The sequence below is a fragment of the Schaalia sp. ORNL0103 genome, from assembly GCF_019429565.1.
Taxonomy (GTDB): domain Bacteria; phylum Actinomycetota; class Actinomycetes; order Actinomycetales; family Actinomycetaceae; genus Pauljensenia.
Window position 1 is genome coordinate 1,039,789 of the sequence record NZ_JAHXSA010000001.1, and the last position, 19,235, is coordinate 1,059,023.

Annotated in this window: 12 protein-coding genes; 5 read left to right on the plus strand and 7 right to left on the minus strand. The window is 66.3% G+C overall.

Features of this window, described 5'->3' with window-relative positions; all coding sequences use genetic code 11:
- Positions 1–36: 36 nt before the first annotated feature.
- The 5 genes from proB to JJJ16_RS04630 all read right to left on the minus strand — a co-directional run bounded on the left by proB (position 37) and on the right by JJJ16_RS04630 (position 6,411).
- Positions 37–1,164 (minus strand): glutamate 5-kinase, encoded by a 1,128-nt coding sequence (gene proB, locus JJJ16_RS04610; RefSeq protein ID WP_219751555.1) that lies wholly within the window; start codon positions 1,162–1,164, stop codon positions 37–39.
- On the minus strand, positions 1,161–2,684 hold the full coding sequence (obgE, locus tag JJJ16_RS04615) for a GTPase ObgE (protein WP_219751556.1): 1,524 nt from the start codon (positions 2,682–2,684) through the stop codon (positions 1,161–1,163). Before obgE ends, proB begins: the two co-directional genes overlap by 4 nt.
- 75 nt (positions 2,685–2,759) lie before the next feature.
- Positions 2,760–3,017 carry a 50S ribosomal protein L27 gene (rpmA, locus tag JJJ16_RS04620; RefSeq protein WP_003792637.1) on the minus strand — a complete coding sequence of 86 codons (258 nt, stop codon included), beginning with the start codon at positions 3,015–3,017 and terminating at the stop codon, positions 2,760–2,762.
- A gap of 34 nt (positions 3,018–3,051) precedes the next feature.
- Positions 3,052–3,372: a 50S ribosomal protein L21 gene (gene rplU, locus JJJ16_RS04625; RefSeq protein WP_003796298.1), complete on the minus strand. Its 321-nt coding sequence runs from the start codon at positions 3,370–3,372 to the stop codon at positions 3,052–3,054.
- Between the two features lie 219 nt (positions 3,373–3,591).
- Positions 3,592–6,411 (minus strand): Rne/Rng family ribonuclease, encoded by a 2,820-nt coding sequence (locus JJJ16_RS04630; RefSeq protein WP_219751983.1) that lies wholly within the window; start codon positions 6,409–6,411, stop codon positions 3,592–3,594.
- A gap of 362 nt (positions 6,412–6,773) precedes the next feature.
- Here JJJ16_RS04630 and JJJ16_RS04635 point away from each other — a divergent pair, with 362 nt between their 5' ends.
- The 5 genes from JJJ16_RS04635 (at position 6,774) to JJJ16_RS04655 (ending at position 14,643) form a co-directional block, all read left to right on the plus strand.
- Positions 6,774–8,321 (plus strand): cytochrome ubiquinol oxidase subunit I, encoded by a 1,548-nt coding sequence (locus JJJ16_RS04635; protein WP_219751557.1) that lies wholly within the window; start codon positions 6,774–6,776, stop codon positions 8,319–8,321.
- A gap of 14 nt (positions 8,322–8,335) precedes the next feature.
- A complete protein-coding gene (gene cydB / locus JJJ16_RS04640) occupies positions 8,336–9,457 on the plus strand; it encodes a cytochrome d ubiquinol oxidase subunit II (RefSeq protein ID WP_219751558.1) in 1,122 nt (373 codons plus the stop codon).
- 115 nt (positions 9,458–9,572) lie between these two features.
- Complete coding sequence (cydD, locus tag JJJ16_RS04645) at positions 9,573–11,249, plus strand: thiol reductant ABC exporter subunit CydD (RefSeq protein WP_219751559.1); 1,677 nt, start codon at positions 9,573–9,575, stop codon at positions 11,247–11,249.
- On the plus strand, positions 11,246–13,000 hold the full coding sequence (cydC, locus tag JJJ16_RS04650) for a thiol reductant ABC exporter subunit CydC (RefSeq protein ID WP_219751560.1): 1,755 nt from the start codon (positions 11,246–11,248) through the stop codon (positions 12,998–13,000). The genes cydD and cydC overlap by 4 nt, the downstream gene beginning before the upstream one ends.
- Positions 12,997–14,643, plus strand: a complete 1,647-nt coding sequence (locus tag JJJ16_RS04655; protein WP_219751561.1) for a GAF domain-containing sensor histidine kinase — start codon at positions 12,997–12,999, stop codon at positions 14,641–14,643. Before cydC ends, JJJ16_RS04655 begins: the two co-directional genes overlap by 4 nt.
- Positions 14,644–14,749: 106 nt before the next feature.
- Here the strand turns inward: JJJ16_RS04655 and JJJ16_RS04660 are convergent, their stop codons facing one another.
- Positions 14,750–18,328 carry an alpha-L-fucosidase gene (locus JJJ16_RS04660; protein ID WP_219751562.1) on the minus strand — a complete coding sequence of 1,193 codons (3,579 nt, stop codon included), beginning with the start codon at positions 18,326–18,328 and terminating at the stop codon, positions 14,750–14,752.
- Positions 18,329–18,582: 254 nt separating this feature from the next.
- On the minus strand, positions 18,583–19,197 hold the full coding sequence (locus JJJ16_RS04665) for a response regulator (RefSeq protein ID WP_003796284.1): 615 nt from the start codon (positions 19,195–19,197) through the stop codon (positions 18,583–18,585).
- Between the last annotated feature and the right edge of the window lie 38 nt (positions 19,198–19,235).

Sequence of the window (19,235 nt, forward strand, 5' to 3'; positions counted from 1 at the left end):
GGGCCATCATGGCACACGAGAGCCTGTCAAGCCGCGTCAGTCAGCGCTCAGCGCAGAAAATGCGTCACCCAACACCGCCAAGTCGTCGCGGTGGATGGCCGGCCTGGGGTGCTCATGGCCTGCAGCCTGCAGTTCCGCCGTGCCCGATCCTGCGATCTCGGCCAGGGTGTCGGAGTCGTATCCCGACACGCCGCGGGCGACCAGACCCGTCGGGGAGGCCACATCGACGACGTCGCCGGCCTCGAAGTGGCCGAGCACGGAACGCACTCCGGCGACCAGCAGAGACTTCTTACCGACCGTGATCGCCTGGGCTGCACCCCCGTCGACGATGATTTCGCCGCGCGACGGGGCCACGTGGGCGATCCACAGGCGGCGCGAGGCCGGACGCTCCTGGGAAGGCTCGAACCACGTACCGACGTTTTTACCCGCGAGCACCGACTCCAGAGCATCCGCGCAGGCGAGCTGCACGCCGATGCCGCTGGTGGTCGCCAGCATGGCGGCCTGCACCTTCGTCGCCATGCCGCCCGTGCCTACGCGAGAGCCAGCGCCGGTCACGAGCACGCTCATGAGATCGTCCGCGCTCTCGACGCGCTCGATCAGCTTCGAGCCCGGGTGGTCCGGAGGAGCCGTGTAGAGGCCGTCGACGTCCGTCAGCAGCACGAGGGCGTCGGCCTTGATCATCTGCGCGATGAGCGCCGCAAGACGATCGTTGTCGCCGAAACGCAGCTCTCGGGTGGTCACCGCGTCGTTTTCATTGAGAATCGGGACGACGCCGAGGCCGAGGAGACGCGTCAGCGAGGCGCGCACGTTCGTATAGTGATCGCGGCGCATAACGTCGTCCGTGGTCAGCAGCACCTGGGCGGCATCCAAGTGATGCGCCTGGAAGGCAGCCGTCCACCGCGCCATCAGAAGCCCCTGCCCCATCGCCGCAGCGGCCTGCACACTCGGCAGGTCCTTCGGCTTCGAGGTGAAGCCAAGCGGATCAAGGCCCGCCGCGACCGCGCCCGACGACACGATGACGACCTCGCGATCCGTCCCGCGCCAGCGCGCCACGAGGCGCGCGACCGAGTCAATACGGTTCAGATCCAGTCCGCCGTCCTCACGCGTGAGCGACGACGAGCCAATCTTGACAACGATGCGAGAAGCCGCAGACACTCCGCTCATGACTGGTCCGACGCATCGGTCCAGTGCCCGGCCTGGCGCTCCGTCCACAGCTCGTCACGGGCAGCGGTCTTGGCATCCATAACCTGGTGGTACACCTCGCGGCGCTCCTTACGGCTCGGGCGCGCGTTCTGGTCCAGGCGCAGGTCGGTGCCGCGCGAGCCCAGCAGCTCCGGTCCGGTCGTCAGGGTCGGCTCCCAGTCGAAGACGACGCCTCCATCCAGGTCGCCGATCACGACGGTGTCGCCGGCGACCGCGCCGGCCTTCATCAGCTCGTCCTCGACGCCCGCGGCGTTCAGGCGATCCGCAAGGTAACCCACGGCCTCGTCGTTAGCAAAGTCGGTCTGACGCACCCAGCGCTCCGGCTTGTCGCCGCGCACCTGGAACACTTCCTCGCCATCCTTACGGGTCTTGCGCACCGTGATCTCCACGCTGCGCCCGACAGCCTTGGGACGGATGACGGGACGAGCAGCCTCGAGAGCGGGACGCTTTGCGCGCTCCGCCTCGACGATGCCGGCCAGAACAAAGGACAGCTCCTTCAGGCCCTCGTGGGACACGGCAGACACCTCGAGAACGGGCCAGCCGAAAGACTCCAGGTCCGGGCGCGTAATCTCGGCGAGATCACGCCCGTCCGGGATGTCGATCTTGTTCAAAACGATGACGCGGGGGCGCTCCATGATCGGCACGTAGCCCTCGACCTGCGTCAGGTCACCCTGGTAAGCCTCCAGCTCTGCCTCGATGATGCGCAGGTCCTCAACCGGCTCGCGATCAGTCTCGAAGGCGGCCGTGTCGAGCACGTGCACGATGACGGCGCAACGCTCGATGTGGCGCAGGAAGTCAAGACCGAGGCCTCGTCCTTGAGAGGCACCGGGGATCAGGCCGGGAACGTCGGCGACCGTGTAGCGCGTGTCGCCGGCCGACACGACGCCCAGGTTCGGGACCAGCGTCGTGAAGGGGTAATCGGCGATCTTCGGGCGCGCCGAGCTCAGGGCCGCAATCAGCGAGGACTTACCCGCCGACGGGAAGCCAACGAGAGCCACGTCCGCGACGGACTTCAGCTCTAGGATGACGTCGCGCTCCTCGCCGGGCTCGCCCAGCAGGGCGAAGCCAGGGGCCTTACGAGCCTTCGACGCCAGCGCCGCGTTGCCCAGGCCACCGCGACCGCCCTCGGCGACCACGTATCGGGCGCCCGCACCCGTCAGGTCAGCGAGTAGCTCACCCGACATCGACTTGACGACCGTGCCCTCAGGAACCGGCAGGATGATGTCCGCGCCGGTCTTACCCTGACGGAAGTCACCCATGCCGGGCGTGCCGTTATCCGCACGACGATGCGGGCTACGGTGGTAGTTCAGCAGCGTGGTCTCCTGCTCGCTCACCTCCAGGATGACCGAGCCACCATTGCCGCCGTCTCCGCCGTCAGGGCCGGCCAGCGGCTTGAACTTTTCACGCTTAATCGAGGCAACGCCGTTACCGCCGTTACCACCCATCGCATGCAGAGTCACGCGATCCACGAAGTCTGCCACTGTTGCTCCTGACGACTGAAAATGAATGTTGAAAAGGGCGCCCGGCAACGCCGGACGCCCTTTATGCGCGCGGTCTCAGGCAGAGACCGGCGAAACGCTGACGACCTTGCGATCGCGCTTGCGGCCGAACTCAACCGCACCGGCGCGCAGGGCGAACAGGGTGTCATCCTTGCCACGGCCAACGCCGTCGCCAGGGTGGAAGTGGGTGCCGCGCTGACGAACGAGGATCTCACCAGCGTTGACCAGCTGGCCGCCGTAGCGCTTCACGCCGAGGCGCTGCGCGTTCGAGTCGCGACCGTTACGGGAGGAACCAAGGCCCTTCTTATGTGCCATCAGTTGCTACTTTCTGCTCGTGGGAACGTCGGGTTCAGGCGATCTCGGTGATCTTGACGACCGACATCTTCTGACGGTGTCCCTGGCGCTTGCGGTAGCCCGACTTGTTCTTGTACTTAATGATGGAAATCTTGGGGCCCTTGGCCGAGTCAACAACCTCAGCCTTGACGGAAACCTTGCCCAGCTTGGCTGCGTCAACGGTGATGGCGTCGCCATCCACCAGCATCAGCGGCTGGAGCTCGATGCTCGAACCGATTTCTTCTGCCAGCTTGTCGACGACGACGACGTCACCGACGGACACCTTTTCCTGCCGGCCGCCAGCCTTGACGATCGCGTAGACCACGTTGGAGCTCATCTCTTCTCGTATTCGTAACCGGAATCGCGCCTCGAAACTGCCGAGGACTTGTCTCATTGTCATGATTCCGTTGGCGCTTGTTGCGCCGACGATCAAATTTAGCCGATTCGCACGCCGGATTGCAAGCCGGCACGGTCACGGGCGGGTGTGAAGTGCTGTGCGATTCCACACCCTACGCTCGGGGGAGGGATGATCGCCCCTCCCCCGGCGCCTGGAGCATTAACCGGCGTCAACGATGCCGGTCGATACGGCGCGACGACGGCGCTTGACGCGCGGTTGATCGCTCGCCTCGGGAAGCGCAATGTCATCGGTCGACTTGGTCGGCACCGCCGGAGCGCTCACCTCAGCGCGCGCGGGCAGGTCGATGACGACGGGGGCGGGAGCCGCGTCGGGCTCGACGACGCCGGTCGAGACGGCGGCACGGCGCTTACGAGTCTTGCGCGGCGCGGCGGGCGCCTGGACGGGAGTTTCCTCCGCGACCGGCGCGCTCACCGGCGCAGTGGCCGGAGTCTCGTCCGTCTGCACCTCGGGAACAGCCGTCTGCGCGGTGGCGCGGCGACGGGTCTTCTTCGGTGCGGGCGCCTCGGCCGGTTCGTCGGACGAGGCCGTGGCAGCTGTGCGAGATGCGCGGCGGCGGGTGGCCGGAGCCTTCTCGCGATGCTCGGGCAGCTGAATCTCGGAGGCATCCTTGGCGGGGGCCGCAGGCTCGTCCGAGTGATCGACCGGCTCGGGAAGGTCGATGTGCACGGGCAGTTCGGGCAGCGGAGCAGACTCGGCGACGCGGCGGCGACGACGAGGACGCTTGGTCGCGCTTTCCTCGGCCTTCTCGGCGGCGGGCTTAGACGCGGATTCCTCAGCGGTGGCCTCGGGCGCTGCAACCTGCTCGACGGAAGTAGCCTCGGGTTCCTTGGCCTCGGTCGAAGCGGCACGCGTGCGGCGCTTCTTGGTGGGAGCGGCCTCCTCAGCCGCACTCTCCTCTTCCTTACGGGTCGAGGCAGCGGCGATCGCGCTCAGGGCCTCCTTGGCGCGCTCGTGATCGGCATTGTCCTCGATACGGCGAGGCTCAGCCTTTTTCTGCTGCTTCTTCGACCCCTTCGACCCCTTCGAAGACTGTTCGGAACCGGAGGTCTCCACCGGGTGCTGGTGAACGATGAAGCCGCGACCCTCGCAGGCCTCGCACGAGGAGGAGAATGCCTCGACGAGGCCCTCACCCACGCGCTTGCGGGTCATCTGCACGAGGCCCAGGGACGTAATCTCGGTGACCTGGTGGCGCGTACGGTCGCGTCCCAGGCACTCCACCAGGCGACGCAGCACGAGGTCACGGTTGGATTCGAGGACCATGTCCACGAAGTCGATGATGACGATGCCACCGATATCGCGCAGGCGCAGCTGGCGCACGATCTCTTCGGCAGCTTCGAGGTTGTTACGGGTCACCGTCTCCTCGAGTGTGCCGCCGGCGCCGATGAACTTGCCGGTGTTGACGTCGATGACGGTCATCGCCTCGGTGCGGTCGATGATCAGGGTGCCGCCCGAGGGCAGCCAGACCTTGCGGTCCATGCCCTTGGCGAGCTGCTCGTCGATGCGGTGCGCGTGGAAGACGTCCTCCGTGCCGACCCACTGCTCGACGCGATCGGAGAGCTCGGGGCTGAGCTCGTCGACGTATTCCTTGACGGTCGCGTAGGTGTCGCGGCCCTCGATGACGAGCTTGGAGAAGTCCTCGTTAAAGATGTCTCGCACAACGCGCACGGCCAGCTCGGGCTCGCCGCGCAGCAGCGTCGGGGCGCTCTTCGTGTTGGCGCGCTTCTTCTCGATGTCCTCCCACTGACGGGTCAGGCGAGCGACGTCGTCGCGGATCTGCTCCTCCGTCGCGCCTTCCGCGGCGGTACGCACGATGACGCCAGAGCCCGACGGCACGACAGCCTTGAGGATCTTCTTCAGGCGAGCACGTTCCTTGTCCGGCAGCTTGCGGGAGATGCCCATCATGGACCCGCCGGGGATGAGGACCAGGTAGCGGCCGGCCAGCGTGATCTGAGAGGTCAGGCGGGCGCCCTTATGGCCGATCGGATCCTTCGTCACCTGAACGAGGACCGGATCGCCAGACTTCAGCGCCGCCTCGATACGACGGGGCTTGCCCTCCATTCCGACGGCGTCCCAGTTGACCTCGCCGGCGTACAGGACGGCGTTGCGCCCGCGGCCCACGTCGACGAATGCCGCTTCCATCGAGGGAAGCACGTTCTGGACGCGGCCCAGGTAGATGTTGCCAACCATCGAGGACTGCGTGCGACGCGCGACGTAGTGCTCGACGAGCAGACCGTCCTCGAGGATCGCGATCTGATCGAGGCCGTCCTGGTCACGGATCACCATCGTGCGCTCGACGGACTCACGGCGCGCGAGGAACTCGGACTCGGAGATGGAGTGGCGACGGCGGCCTTCACGGCGACCTTCGCGACGACGCATCTTCTTCGCCTCCAGGCGCGTGGATCCCTTCAGGGCCTGGACCTGGTCCGCGGGATCGCCACCTTCCTCGGAGGAGGCGGAGCTTCGCGCGCGACGGCGACGACGGCGACGACGGCGACGACCGGAGGTTTCCTCCTCGTCCGAGGAATCGGAGTCCTGCGCGGGCGCGTCGGCTTTGTCGGCGTCTTCCTGTGCGGGGGCCGAGGCCTCGTCCGCCTTCTTGGAGCGACGGCGACGGCGGGTCTTCGGTTCGGCGGGCGCCTCCTCAGACTCAGACTCGGACGCGGGCGCCTCGGAGGCTTCCGCAGTCTCGGCCTCGTCAGCGGCCTTCTTGGAGCGACGGCGACGCTTGGGAGCCGCCTCTTCGCGAGGAGCGGACTCCTCGTCGGCGGCAGCGGACTTGCGGCGACGCTTGGGCTCGGCTTCCTCGACAATTGCGGGAGGAGCGACCTCGGGGGCAGCCTGGAACACGGGCGCCTGGAACAGCAACGACGCGGCGGGTGCCACGGGCGTGGTGGATTCGGTTGTCACGATTCTCCAATGGCGGGTGCGCGCCCCGTGCCTGGACGCACCCTTTTTCATCGCCCGCATGGGGCGGAAACCTAGTGGAGCGCTGATGCGCAGCGGCCGGCGGCATATGAATACGTCATCGCTCGGCTCTCGTCGCGGGGGCACTCCCGCGACATCCATTCACCTCTATTGTCGCACAACAGGGCCTCGTACCGACGATGGGGTGATCAGGACAACGCAACACGGAGCGATATCTCACGGAAGAACCCGTAAAAATTATTCGGACGCGTATGTCACAAAACGGCCTCTGAACCAGCATTTCAACCAATCCAACCGACGTTTTTGGGCTACATTAATATCAACCCGTGACATAGGTCCCACGGACTTCGGACACGGGACAATCGACCCTAATCCCAACACGAGAAGGTCCCATCATGACCCTCGCGCAGACAGCGCTTGACGCGGTCACCGTCGGACGATGGCAGTTCGGTGTTACCACCGTCTACCACTTCGTCCTCGTGCCGCTGACGATCGGCCTGTCCCTGCTGGTTGCCATCATGCAGACCGCGTGGCACCGCACCGGCAAGGAATACTGGCTGCAAGCAACCCGCTTCTTTGGCAAGCTTCTCCTCATCAACTTCGCGCTCGGTGTCGCCACCGGTATCGTGCAGGAGTTCCAGTTCGGCATGAACTGGTCCGAATACTCCCGCTTCGTCGGCGACATCTTCGGCGCTCCCCTGGCCGTTGAGGCCCTCCTCGCCTTCTTCCTCGAGTCCACCTTCCTGGGCCTGTGGATCTTCGGCTGGGGCCGCCTCTCCAAGGGCATGCACCTGCTGACGATCTGGTGCGTCGCCCTGGGCACCATGTTCTCCGCGGCGTGGATTCTCGCGGCGAACGCCTGGATGCAGCACCCCGTGGGCGCCCGCTTCAACCCCGAGACCGGCCGCGCCGAGCTCGACGGCGTGAGCGGCTTCATGGAGCTCATCACCTCCGGCGTGTACCTGAGCGAATACGCACACGTCATCACCTCCGCCTGGTTGGTCGCCGGCTCTTTCGTTGCCGGTATCTCCATCTGGTGGATGGTGCGCACCGCCCGCGAGGGTTCCGACGAGGCCATGGCTCAGTCGCGTGACGTCTGGCGCCCGATCGCCCGCTTCGGCCTGACCGCCGTCCTGATCGGCGGCCTCGGCACCGCTGCCTCCGGCCACATCCAGGGCCAGGAGATGGTTGAGGTCCAGCCCATGAAGATGGCTGCCGCCGAAGGCATCTGTGTGGACACCGAGGGCGCGGCCTTCACGGTCGCCCAGTTCGGCTCCTGCCCCCTCGGCGATGACGGCGCGCAGCCGACCCAGTTCATCAAGGTCCCCGGCGTCGCGTCCTTCATGTCGCACAACTCCTTCACGGCCACCTCCGAGGGCGTCGCCGACGTCCAGGAACGCATGGTGGAGCTGCTCAACTCCGATGCGAACTTCACCGCCAAGTACGGTGACGCCTCGCAGTACGACTTCCGTCCTCCGCAGATGGTCGCCTTCTGGTCGTTCCGTTTCATGATCGGCCTGGGCATGCTGGCCTTCCTGCTGGCAGCATGGGGCCTGTGGGCCACCCACGGCGGTCGTACCTCGTCCAACAAGTGGCTGAGCGTCCTCGCCCTGGTCAACCTTCCCCTGCCGTTCGCAGCCGCTTCCTTCGGCTGGATCTTCACCGAGATGGGTCGTCAGCCGTGGGTTGTCGTCCCGAACCTGCAGGCGCTGTCCGCGGGCTCCGACCTGGGCTCCGTCAACATGATGACCGACATGGGCATCTCCCCCAACGTTCCGGCTGGCCAGATGCTCACCTCGCTCATCCTGTTCACCCTGCTGTACGGCGTCCTCGGCGTCATGTGGTACATCCTCATGAAGCGCTACGCCGTCGAGGGCATCCACTCGTCCAAGGCCGACAAGGCTAAGGACGATGCTCCCGCCGACCTGTCCTTCGGATACTGAGAGGAACACCGATCATGACTCTGTCTATCCTGTGGTTCATTCTCATCGCCGTTCTGTGGACGGTCTACCTGATCCTCGAGGGCTTCGACTTCGGCGTCGGCATGCTCCTCCCCTTCGTTGCCAAGGGCGACCGTGAGCGCACTCAGACCGTGCGCACGATCGGCCCCCACTGGGACGGCAACGAGGTGTGGCTGCTCACCGCCGGTGGCGCGACCTTCGCCGCGTTCCCCGAGTGGTACGCGACCATGTTCTCGGGCATGTACCTCGCCCTGTTCCTGATCCTCGTCTGCCTGATCATCCGCGTCATGGCCCTCGAGTGGCGTTCCAAGGTCGCCACCGAGAAGTGGCGTCACGCCTGGGACTGGGCGCACACGATCTGCGCGTGGCTCGTCCCGATCCTGCTGGGCGTCGCTTTCGCGAACTTCGTCCAGGGCATGCGCATTGAGGTTGTTGACGTGGCCACCGGCACCGTCATCGACCCGACGCTGGTCAACCAGTCGCTGGCAACCGCGACGCACCAGCTGACCGGCGGGTTCTTCTCGCTGCTCACGCCCTACACCATCCTGGGCGGTCTGGCCGTTATGGCCGTGTGCCTGGCTCACGGCGCACAGTTCCTGGCGCTGAAGACGACGGGCGAGGTCCGCGACCGCGCCAACGCGATTGCCGCCCCCGCGACGATCGCCGCGACTGTCCTGGCCGCCGCCTGGCTCGTGTGGGGTCAGTTCGCCTACACGACGAACGTTCTGGCGTGGATCCCCCTCGTGGTCGCCGCGCTCGCGATCATCGCGTCGACGGCTCTGTCGCAGGCGTCGCTGCGTCGTGAGGGCTGGTCCTTCGTGGCCTCCTCGGTCGCCATCGCCGGCACTGTCGCGTGGGTGTTCGCGTCGATGGCTCCGGCCGTCCAGAAGTCCTCGATCAACCCGGCGTACTCGCTGACGATTGATCAGGCTTCCTCGACCCCGTCGACGCTGACTGTCATGACCATCGTGACCGTCTGCCTGCTGCCGATCGTCCTGGTCTACGTCTTCTGGTCCTACTGGATGTTCCGCGCTCGCGTGGGCGCCGAGGACGTTGAGACGCAGACGGGTCTGCTGCTCAAGAAGATCCGCGTGGGCGAAAACTTCTTCGCCAACTGATCCTCGCATCACGACGCGCCCGGTCCCTCACGCAGGGGCCGGGCGCGTTTGTTGTCACGCCACGAGAATGGGGACCTTTGGCCCATGACGAGGCTTTTTCAGGCACAATAGATACGTGCGTCCCTTTGATCCTCGCTTGTTGCGTTATGCCCGCTCAGCGCGCGGCCCCATCGCTGTGACGGCCCTCCTGGGGACGTTGACCGCGCTGTTGGTTCTCGCCCAGGCGCTTCTCATTTCCGCAGCCCTCTCCCCCGTCGTGTCGGGTACCGCGTCCCTGGCCGACGTCTGGCCCTTCATTGTGGGTATTGCGGCCGTGTTCGCCTGCCGCGCACTGATCGTCGCCGCCCGTGAGGCGGTGAGCACTCGTGCGGCCGCCGCCGCGGTCAGGGAGCTGCGCGGACGCGTCGTCGATGCGAGCGTCACGCTGGGGCCTCGTTGGAGGGCGACCAAGGGCGCAGAGACGACGACCCTGCTGTCGACCGGGCTCGAGGATCTGCGCCCCTACTTCGTCTCCTTCCTGCCTCAGCTTGTCCTCGTGTGCACGGTGACCCCGGCGGCCCTCGGCGTCATTCTTCTGCTCGACTTCTGGTCCGCTTTCATCGCCCTCCTCGTTATCCCTCTGATCCCGATCTTCATGATTCTCATCGGGCGTTTTACGCAGGCAGCCTCGGAGGACAAGCTCGCGTCGATGAAGCGCCTGACCGCCCAGCTCCTCGACCTCATGTCGGGCCTGCCCACGCTCCGCGGCCTCGGCCGCGAAAAGGCACCGCGCACGCACCTGCACGCTCTGGGTGCCGCGAATACGAAGGCCACGATGGCCACGCTTCGCGTCGCGTTCCTGTCGGGCGGCGTGCTCGAGTTCCTGACGACGCTGTCGGTGGCCCTCGTCGCCGTCGAGGTCGGTATGCGCCTCGTTTTCGGCAACATTTCGCTGTTTCATGGCCTCGCCGTCATCATGCTCGCGCCCGAGGTTTTCGAACCCCTGCGCCAGGTCGGCGCGCAGTTCCACGCGTCGGCGAACGGCGTGACGGCGTCGAAGGCAGCGTTCGACATCATCGAAGAGGCCGAGGCCGTGGACTCCCCCGGAACCGACGCATGCCCCGACATGGCACGCACTGACATCGTTCTCGATGGCCTCGGTGTGCGTGCGCGCGGTGCATGGGCTCCAGCTCCGACGAGCGGCGTCATCACGCCTGGCATCGTGACCGCGCTGTGCGGCCCCTCAGGCGCGGGAAAGTCAACGATTGTTGCGTGTTTGCTGGCCGACATGACACCGGATGCAGGTCGCATCCTGCTGCGGCCGTCGGCCTCGTCCTCCGAAAGCGGCGAGTCCATCCTGTCAGATATCGATCCCGCCGCGTGGCGTCGCCAGATCTCGTGGGTGCCTCAATCCCCCACGCTGGTACCCGGTACGATCCTGGACAACATGGGCGATCTGCCTCCGGACGACCTTAGCGATGCGGCAGCGGCAACCGGCTTCGATGAGGTCTTGGCCAGCACCCCCAACGGGTGGAATACCGTCATCGGCTCCGGCGGCGTCGGCCTGTCCGTTGGTCAGCGCCAGCGCCTCGCCCTCACGCGCGCCCTCGCCGCACACTCCCAGGTCGTTATCCTCGACGAGCCCACAGCGCACCTCGATGCCGTCAGCGAAGAGACCGTCGTGCGGGCCATCGACGCGATGCGTGACGCAGGACGCACCGTCATCGTCATCGCGCACCGTGCAGCCATGATGGAGGCAGCTGATGCTGTCATCGACGTTCGCTCGGCCGCTGACGAGGAGGCACGCGCATGAAGCTCTTTCTCACCCGCTCCGAATCCGCTGCGCTGCGCCGATGCATCTCCATGCTCGAAGTCTCGCGCTCGGGTTTCGCTCTATCGTTGCTTCTCGGCGTCACCGCCCTCAGCGCCGCAATCGCTCTCGGCGGCACCGCCGCCTGGCTCATCGCTCGCGCCTCCCAGCAACCCCCGGTGCTCTACCTGACGGTCGCCGCCACCTCGGTTCGTCTCTTTGGTGTCTCGCGTGCACTCGCACGCTACCTGTCGCGCCTCGCTTCCCACAAGGTGGCGCTGACGGGCATGGATAGCCTGCGCAACAACCTCTACGACGAGTTGGCCGCGGCCCCCGGAACGAAGCTTTCCACGCTGCGCCGAGGCGATCTCATGACCCGCGCGGGAGCCGACGTTGATGAGGTCGGCAACGTCGTCGTCAAGACTCTCCTGCCGGCTCTTGTCGCGGCGATCGTCGGCGTGGGTACGGTCGGCGTCATCGCGATCATCTCTCCGGCGGCCGGCATCATCCTCGCGATCAGCCTCGTCGTCTCGGGCGTCATCGCCCCGGCCCTCATCGCCCGCTCGGTGCGCCTGGCCGAGAGCCAGGGAGCCGATGCGCGCACCGACATCGCGGCGACCTCGCTCGCGATCCTCGAGGGTGCCACCGAGCTGTCCATGGCGGGCACGCTGGAGCGCGCACGCCGCTCGCTCAACAAGTCCGAGGCCGCGCTGAGCGCCGCTCTGGCCCGCTCGGCGCGCTTGTCCGCGTTCGCGCGCGGCCTCGACGTGTGCGCGATGGGCGTCGCGGTGATCGGCGCCCTCCTGATCGGGATCCCACAGACGACCTCGGGGGTCCTCGCGCAGGTCCTCCTGGCTGTCATCGTCCTCGTCCCGCTATCCGCATTCGAGGGAGTCGCCGAGCTGACGCCCGCCGCCGCCCAGCTCGTGCGCAGCGCCCAGGCCGCGACGCGCATCTGTTCGCTCCTCGACGAGGACGCACCGGCGCAGCCCCACGACATCCCGGAGGGACCCACCGTCATCGAGGCACGCGATCTCGCCATCGGTTGGCCGGGCGGACCAACGCTCGCAACGGGTATTTCGCTGACGCTGCGCCCCGGATCGTCCCTCGCAATCGTCGGGCCCTCGGGCATCGGCAAGACGACGCTGCTGGCGACCCTCACGGGTATTATCCCGCCCAAGTCGGGCAGTGCTCTGATCAACGGCGTTCCCGCGTGGGGAGCCGATCGCGACCAACTCACCTCACGCATCACGATGACAGCAGAGGACGCACACGTCTTCGCCACCACCATCTACGAAAACCTGCGGGTTGCCCGCGCATCCCTCACCCGGGACGAGGCCTCGGAGCTCCTGTCCCGTGCCGGCCTCGCGCAGTGGGTCCAGTCCCTGCCCGACGGCCTCGACACCGTGATCGGCTCCGGAGGCACAACCGTGTCCGGCGGCGAACGTCGCCGCCTTCTCATGGCCAGGGCTCTCGCCGCGCCCGCTCCGATCATGGCTCTCGACGAGGCCTCCGAGCACCTCGATGCGGCGACGGCCGACCGCCTCATGGAAACACTCCTGACGCGCTCACCCGAGCGGGCTACCCTGGTGGTCACCCACCGCTTGAGCGCCCTGGACCAGGCCGACCACGTCATCGTCTTGGCTGCGCCCGAGCCCGGCCAGTGCGCGACGATCGCCGCGCGCGGGACACACGACGAGGTCCTGCAGGCCCTCCCCGCCTACCGATGGGCCCTCGACCAGGAGGAACAATGAGCACCGACTCCACAGACTTCACGCTGCTGAAAGCGGCCCTAGACCTCACCAGTTCCCTGGATCTAAAGGCCGGCCTGCAAAACTTCGTGGACCAGGCCTGCGTCCTCACGTCCTCTCCGCACGCCACACTTTCAGTCCTGGACACGTGGGGGGCCACCACCCTGCAACTCGAGTTCCACGAGCCCGGTCCAATTCCTGAGGTCCCCGAAGCTCTCATGACGGCGATCCCCGCGAGCATGCCTCTCCTCGTCAACTCGCCGTCGGACGCACCCGACCTCGATCTGCCGGAGACCACTCCCCCGTTTCTGGGCGTCTCGATCCTCGTGCACGAGCAGGTCTACGGACGCCTCTACCTGTGCGGAAAGGCGGGCGGGTATTCATCCGCCGATGCCGCCGTCCTCAGCGCGCTCGCGCCCGCCGCCGGCATCGCCGTCGAAAACGCGCACCTGTACGCGGACTCGAAGCGCACCGCACGGTGGATCAGCGCCTCTCAGTCGCTGACGACCACCATGCTGGAGGGCGCCGATGAGGAGGCGGCGCTCGAGCTCATTGCCAAGACAGTGCGCGAAGTGTCCCACGCGGACACCGCCATCATCGTCCTTCAGTCCGTGGGTGACACCTGGGCAGCTGAAATCGTCGACGGCAAGAACGCCTCCAGCCTGCTGGGCCTGACTTTCCCGCCCGAAGGGCGCGCGATGAGCGTGTTGCACGAGGGCACCGGCATGATCGTCGACTCGATGTCGCGTGCGCAGACAATGCGCGTCCCCCAGCTGGCGGCCTTCGGATCGGCTCTCTACGCTCCCCTGCGTTCACGTGGCGTGTCCTCCGGTGTCCTCATCCTGCTCCGTCAGATCGGCGCACCCGAGTTCGACAGTTCCGAGCTTTCGCTCGCCGAGTCCCTCGCCTCCCAGGCCACGCTCGCCCTCGAGCTCGCATCGGCCCGCCACGCGCAGGACGTGGCCGCACTGCTGGACGAGCGCGACCGTATCGGGCGCGACCTCCATGACTTTGCCATCCAGCAGCTGTTTGCGACCGGCATGGCCCTGGATGCGGCCAAGCAGAAGGTCGCAGCCGGCCAGACGGACCCGGCTGCCCTCGAGTCCCTCATCGATTCCTCGCTCGCCTCAATCGACGAGGCCGTGCGTCAGATCCGCACGATCGTGCACAACCTACGCGAGCGCGACAAGGCCGTCGGCCTGGTGGAGAGAATCCGCCGCGAATCGTCACTGACGCGTTCCGCCCTCGGTTTTGCGCCCTCGCTGCTCATCACACTTGACGGCAGTGCCATCAACTCGGACCTGGATAACGAGCTCGTCGTCATCGACGAGTTCGACGGTCGCGTCGACCCGGACCTGTCCGACGATGTCGTTGCGATCGTGCGCGAAGGCCTGTCTAATATCGCCCGCCACGCCCACGCAACCGCAGCGGCCGTGTGCGTCGATGTGTCGGGGCGGGGCAAATCGGGGCGCGTGCGCATCACGATCACCGACGACGGTCGAGGCATCGACCCATCGCGCACCCGCAACTCCGGCTTGGCGAACATGGCGGAACGTGCACGACGACACCGCGGCTCGTTCGATGCCGGCAGCGGCGAGGGCGGGGTGGGCACCCAGATCCGGTGGATCGCTCCGCTTGAGTGCTGACCAGACGCACACGCACAACACGACGGTAGGGGTGGACGTTCCGATTGGAACTCCACCCCCACCGCGTGCGGACGGGAGTTGTTATCTCCCGGCTCTCAGCTGAGCATCAACCCAGCCAGCGTCCGTCACTGCCGAAGGTGTACCAGCGCCACCCAATCCAGTGGCCGCCCGTGTACATGTCGCCTCCGGTCCCGAAGTAGTACCAGGCGCCTCCGATCTGCTGCCAGCCGGTGGCCATCTGGCCCGAGGCACCGAAGTAGTACCAGGTGCTTCCCAGCGGCTTCCATCCGATCGTCATGGCGCCACTGTCGCTCATCAGGTACCAGTGAGAGCCCATCTGAAGCCAGCCGGTGTGCATCGCACCGGACGGATCCAGGTAGTACCACGCGCCGCTCGTGTAGAGCCAGCCGGTCATCATGACACCGTTAGAGGCGAAGAAGAACCACTTGTCTCCCACCATCTGCCAGCCGGTGACCATCGCGCCGGTCTCTGGCGTCAAGTAGAACCACGAGCCACCCAGGTTGACCCATCCGGTGACCTGCGCTCCGGCGCCGTTGTGGTAGCGCCACGCGCCATCCCAGTAGACCCAGCCGGAGAGCATGTAGCCGTTCTGGTCGAAGCGGTACACGTTGCCACCGAGCGTGAGGGTCTCGTTCTTGGCGTAGCCGCCGGCGCTGATCTTCCACCACCAGCCGGTGCCGTCGTTCATCCAGGTGCCCACCGTGTGATCGGGAGCGGGCGCGGGGTCCGGAGTCGGATCAGGCGTCGGTGCGGGGTCCGGGGTCGGATCGGGCGTCGGTGCGGGGTCCGGGGTCGGATCGGGGCTGGGCTCGGGATCGGGCGCCGGTTCCTCGGCAAGGGAGAGGGTTACGAGGCCCGATTCAGCGAACCCGGCCTCGTTCATAGCCATGACGCGGATGACCGAGCCATTGTTCTCACCGTCGATCGTGAGGGTCAGCTCGGGGCCGTTCTCCTCTTCGACGATAGCCCACGAATCGGAGCCCTCGCGCTTGATCTGCCAGAACAGGGTCGGCGTGGGCTTGCCGCTCGCCTCGGCCTTGATCGTGACCTGCGTGCCTTCCTTCGCCGTCACGGTGCGGAAGGCGCCGTCACCGGAGATCTGCGCGTCTTCGGCGGGGTTAGCGGTAACGGTCAGCGGCTTGATGACCGGAGGCTCCTGATCGCCCGGATCCGGGGTGGGGGCAGCAGCCGCGAAGGCCTCGACCTCCGCGAGCGCAAACTCGCCAAACTCGGTGGGCTGGATGACGCGAATGAAGCGAGCATCGAAGCCCTCGAAGTCGACCGCGCTCGGGCGGCCGCCGACTCCGTCGACCTTGATCATGTGGACGCCGTCGACCGCGCCAGCCGTGGCGGGGTTAAAGGAAGCGTCGAGGCGCGTCTCGGAGGCGACGACCCAGAAGTCGTGCAGGCGCTGGTCGCAGGAGATTCCCTGGCAGTTGTCGGAGGAGGAGCGGTTCCAGACGTTGACGACACCCAGGGGGTGGGTTTCGCCGAGGTCGACCTCCCACCAGGGGTTGGCCTGTTTGCCGGTGTGGGCGACCGAGCCGTTGTCCCACACGCCGTCCGTGTTGCCGTCGACGGCGCGCGAGGCGGTGCCGCCCCAGCCGGTCGAGGACATGGTGGCCGTCTTGTTGAGTGCGAGGTTGTCGCTGCCCTTGGTGACGGTCAGGGTCGCACGCTGGGAGGTCGTGGAGCCGTTGGCGTTCGTGGCGACGGCGTAGAACTGTGCGCCGTCATCCTCGAGCGTCGTCGTCAGGGTGTACATGGCGTTCGTGGCGTCCGGAATCGCCGTTCCTTCGCTTGCCCCCTTGGGGACGCGGTACCACTGGATGGTGGCGGCTGGTCGGCCCGAGGCGACGACGGTGAAGGTGGCGCTCTCCCCCGCCTTGACGGAGACCGAGGAGGGGTCCGTGGCAATGACGGGCGGCTGGGTGGCCGCGTTCTCACCGTAGACGTGCAGGGTCGCGCTCACGGAGCGCAGGCCGATCGGGTTGGCGTAGTAGGAGGGGTGTGCCAGTTCGAGGCGCAAGGGCGTGACCTTGCCGGGCTCGAGGCTGAGGCCCTCGCCGACTTCTCCGGCCTCAATCTGCGCGCCGGTCACCTCAATGGAGGTGGCCCCGAGGGTGATCTTGTAGGTCGTGGAGGCGTCGAAGTTCCCCGAGAACTTCAGGGTCAGGTCGGTGATGGCCTTGTCCGTCTTGTTCACCAGGTAGGCGTCGTAGGCCTGCGCGCCGGAGTAGCGCAGCGCGGAGGCTCGTCCGAAGAACTGCTCCGAGGAGATGGTCGCGCCGTCGACGGCGGTGACCGTCTGCGTGGGCACGTAGGTGGGTGCGGCATCGAAGGTGACCTTGACGACGGGGCGCAGGTTCGGCTCCGGGTTCTCACCCGACATGGTCACCGTGAGCGTGGTGCCGTCCTGGGTGAACTCGAGGGAACGGTCGGTGCCGTCCACGGTGACGGCTGTGACGTGGCCGCCGACGCTGGGAAGCGTCAGTGTCTTGCCGGGGCTCCACAGCTCGGGGAAGAAGTAGAGGTCGTTGCCCTTGGTCATGACCTTGCCCCAGGCGGGGGCGGGGTACCACGTCGGGCGAGCTCCCGTGATGGCGTCGGGGTGACGTTGCATCCACTGGCCGACCTCGGTGACGACGCCGGCGTCGAAGGCCTCGATCGTGCCGTCCCCCTTGGGGCCGATGTTGTAGGCGAACTGGCCACCCGAGGCGACCGTGCCGATGAGGTTGTTGACCAGCTCGCGTTCCTTGTAGCTCTTCGCGCTATCGTCGCGGTTCGCCCACGAGCAGTATCCCCAGCAGGCCGGGTAGATCGAGCGAATCGACTCCCAGGGCCCCATGTGGAAGTCCGTGGTCACCGAGTTGTCGCCGCCAACCTCGAAGTCGCCGGCCTTGTTCCAGACGCGCGAGTTGACCATCGTCTCGGGCTGGAGCTCGTGAACCCACTGGGCCATGCGCTGAGACTGCTCGGCGGTGGGGCCACCCATGTCGAACCACAGCTCGGCGATCGGGCCGTAGTTGGTGAGGAGCTCGGTCAGCTGGGGCTTGATGACGGTCGTCATCAGGTCCTCATCGATGGGGTTGACGTTGCCGTAGGGCTCGGGCGTCTGCTTGGTCCAGTCGATGATCGAGAAGTAGAAGGCGAGCTTCACGCCGAGCTTGTTGCACTCGGTCGACAGCTCCTTCATCGGGTCCTTGCCGTAGTTGGACTGCTTGACGATGTTGTAGTCGGTCGTCTTTGTGTCCCACATGGCGAAGCCGTCGTGGTGCTTCGACGTGATCATCAGGTACTTCATACCCGAGTCGTGGACCGTCTTGCAGATAGCAGAGGCATCGAAGTTCGCGGCCAGGTCCTTGGCCTTGAGCAGGTAGTCGTCGGTGGGGATGTTCTCCCAGGCCTTGATCTGCTCGGGGTAGCCCATGCCCTGGCGGTGGCCGTTGTAGTAGCCGCCGTATACGGAGTAGACGCCGAAGTGCATGAACATGCCGTACTGGAGTTCTTGCCACTTGGCGATCTTGGGGGTGGAGCTCAGTGGGACCGCTGCGGGGACGCCGGTGGGCGCTGGTGCTGCGTCGGCAAAACTCGGGGCGCTCATGGGTGCGAGCACCAGTGCCGTAGCAACCGCACAACCGGCAAGCATTCGCTTGAGGTTCACGGGGTGTCCTTTCAAGGGGTAATGGTGGACGACAGTGTCCGTCCTCAACGGTGAGGATGAGGCGAACGTTACCCCACAGGGCTTTTCCATAAACCAGTTTGATAGTAGCTTTCTCACAAATCAGGGATACCCCCGATTAGCACACAACTAGACGCGCGGGGAATAAGCCGAACGGCGCACACAAAAGCCGAGCGGGCCGGATAATTCCGACCCGCTCGCATCCGCTTTGGTCCCATCCGGGACGAGGCAGTGGCTCAGTTACGCCAGGACGCTGCCCTCTGCCCGGCCACCCACGCGGCCACCTGCGTGCGGCGCTGCAGGCCCATCTTCGACAGGAGAGAGGTGATGTGGTTCTTCACGGTCTTTTCCGCGACACCCAGCTTCTCGCCGATCTCGCGGTTCGACAGGCCATCGCCGATCAGGTCCAGAACCTTGCGCTCCGACGGCGTCAGGTCGGCGGTCGGATCCTCGTGATCGACGCGGCGACGCGTCAGAGTGCGCTCGTCGAGCAGCACGCGACCGTCGGCGACCGCCTTGATCACGTCGGTGATTTCCGCGCCGCGCACGGTCTTGAGGATGTACGCACGAGCACCCGCTTCGAGGGACTCAGCCAGGGCCTCGTCGTCATCGAAGGAGGTGAGCACGACGGGGAGGATCTGCGGGTGCGAGGAACGCAGTCGATTCATGATGTCGATGCCGGTGCCGTCGGGCAGCTGCAGGTCCACCAGGATCACGTCGGGACGCACCAGGTCAGCGCGGCGCACGGCATCAGCAACGGAGCCGGCCTCAGCGACAACCTCGAGGGCGTCGTCGCGGTCGACGATCTCGGCTATGCCACGTCGAACGATCTCGTGGTCGTCAATGATCATGACGCGCGTGCGCGCGGACGTATTTTCACTCACGTGTT

What these genes read in the sequence shown, in the direction of transcription:
- proB (WP_219751555.1), bottom strand. Translation starts at nt 1,164, where the DNA reads ATGAGCGGAGTGTCTGCGGCTTCTCGCATCGTTGTCAAGATTGGCTCG.
- rpmA (WP_003792637.1), bottom strand. Translation starts at nt 3,017, where the DNA reads ATGGCACATAAGAAGGGCCTTGGTTCCTCCCGTAACGGTCGCGACTCG.
- rplU (WP_003796298.1), bottom strand. Translation starts at nt 3,372, where the DNA reads ATGAGCTCCAACGTGGTCTACGCGATCGTCAAGGCTGGCGGCCGGCAG.
- JJJ16_RS04630 (WP_219751983.1), bottom strand. Translation starts at nt 6,411, where the DNA reads ATGAAAAAGGGTGCGTCCAGGCACGGGGCGCGCACCCGCCATTGGAGA.
- JJJ16_RS04635 (WP_219751557.1), top strand. Translation starts at nt 6,774, where the DNA reads ATGACCCTCGCGCAGACAGCGCTTGACGCGGTCACCGTCGGACGATGG.
- cydB (WP_219751558.1), top strand. Translation starts at nt 8,336, where the DNA reads ATGACTCTGTCTATCCTGTGGTTCATTCTCATCGCCGTTCTGTGGACG.
- cydC (WP_219751560.1), top strand. Translation starts at nt 11,246, where the DNA reads ATGAAGCTCTTTCTCACCCGCTCCGAATCCGCTGCGCTGCGCCGATGC.
- JJJ16_RS04655 (WP_219751561.1), top strand. Translation starts at nt 12,997, where the DNA reads ATGAGCACCGACTCCACAGACTTCACGCTGCTGAAAGCGGCCCTAGAC.
- JJJ16_RS04665 (WP_003796284.1), bottom strand. Translation starts at nt 19,197, where the DNA reads ATGATCATTGACGACCACGAGATCGTTCGACGTGGCATAGCCGAGATC.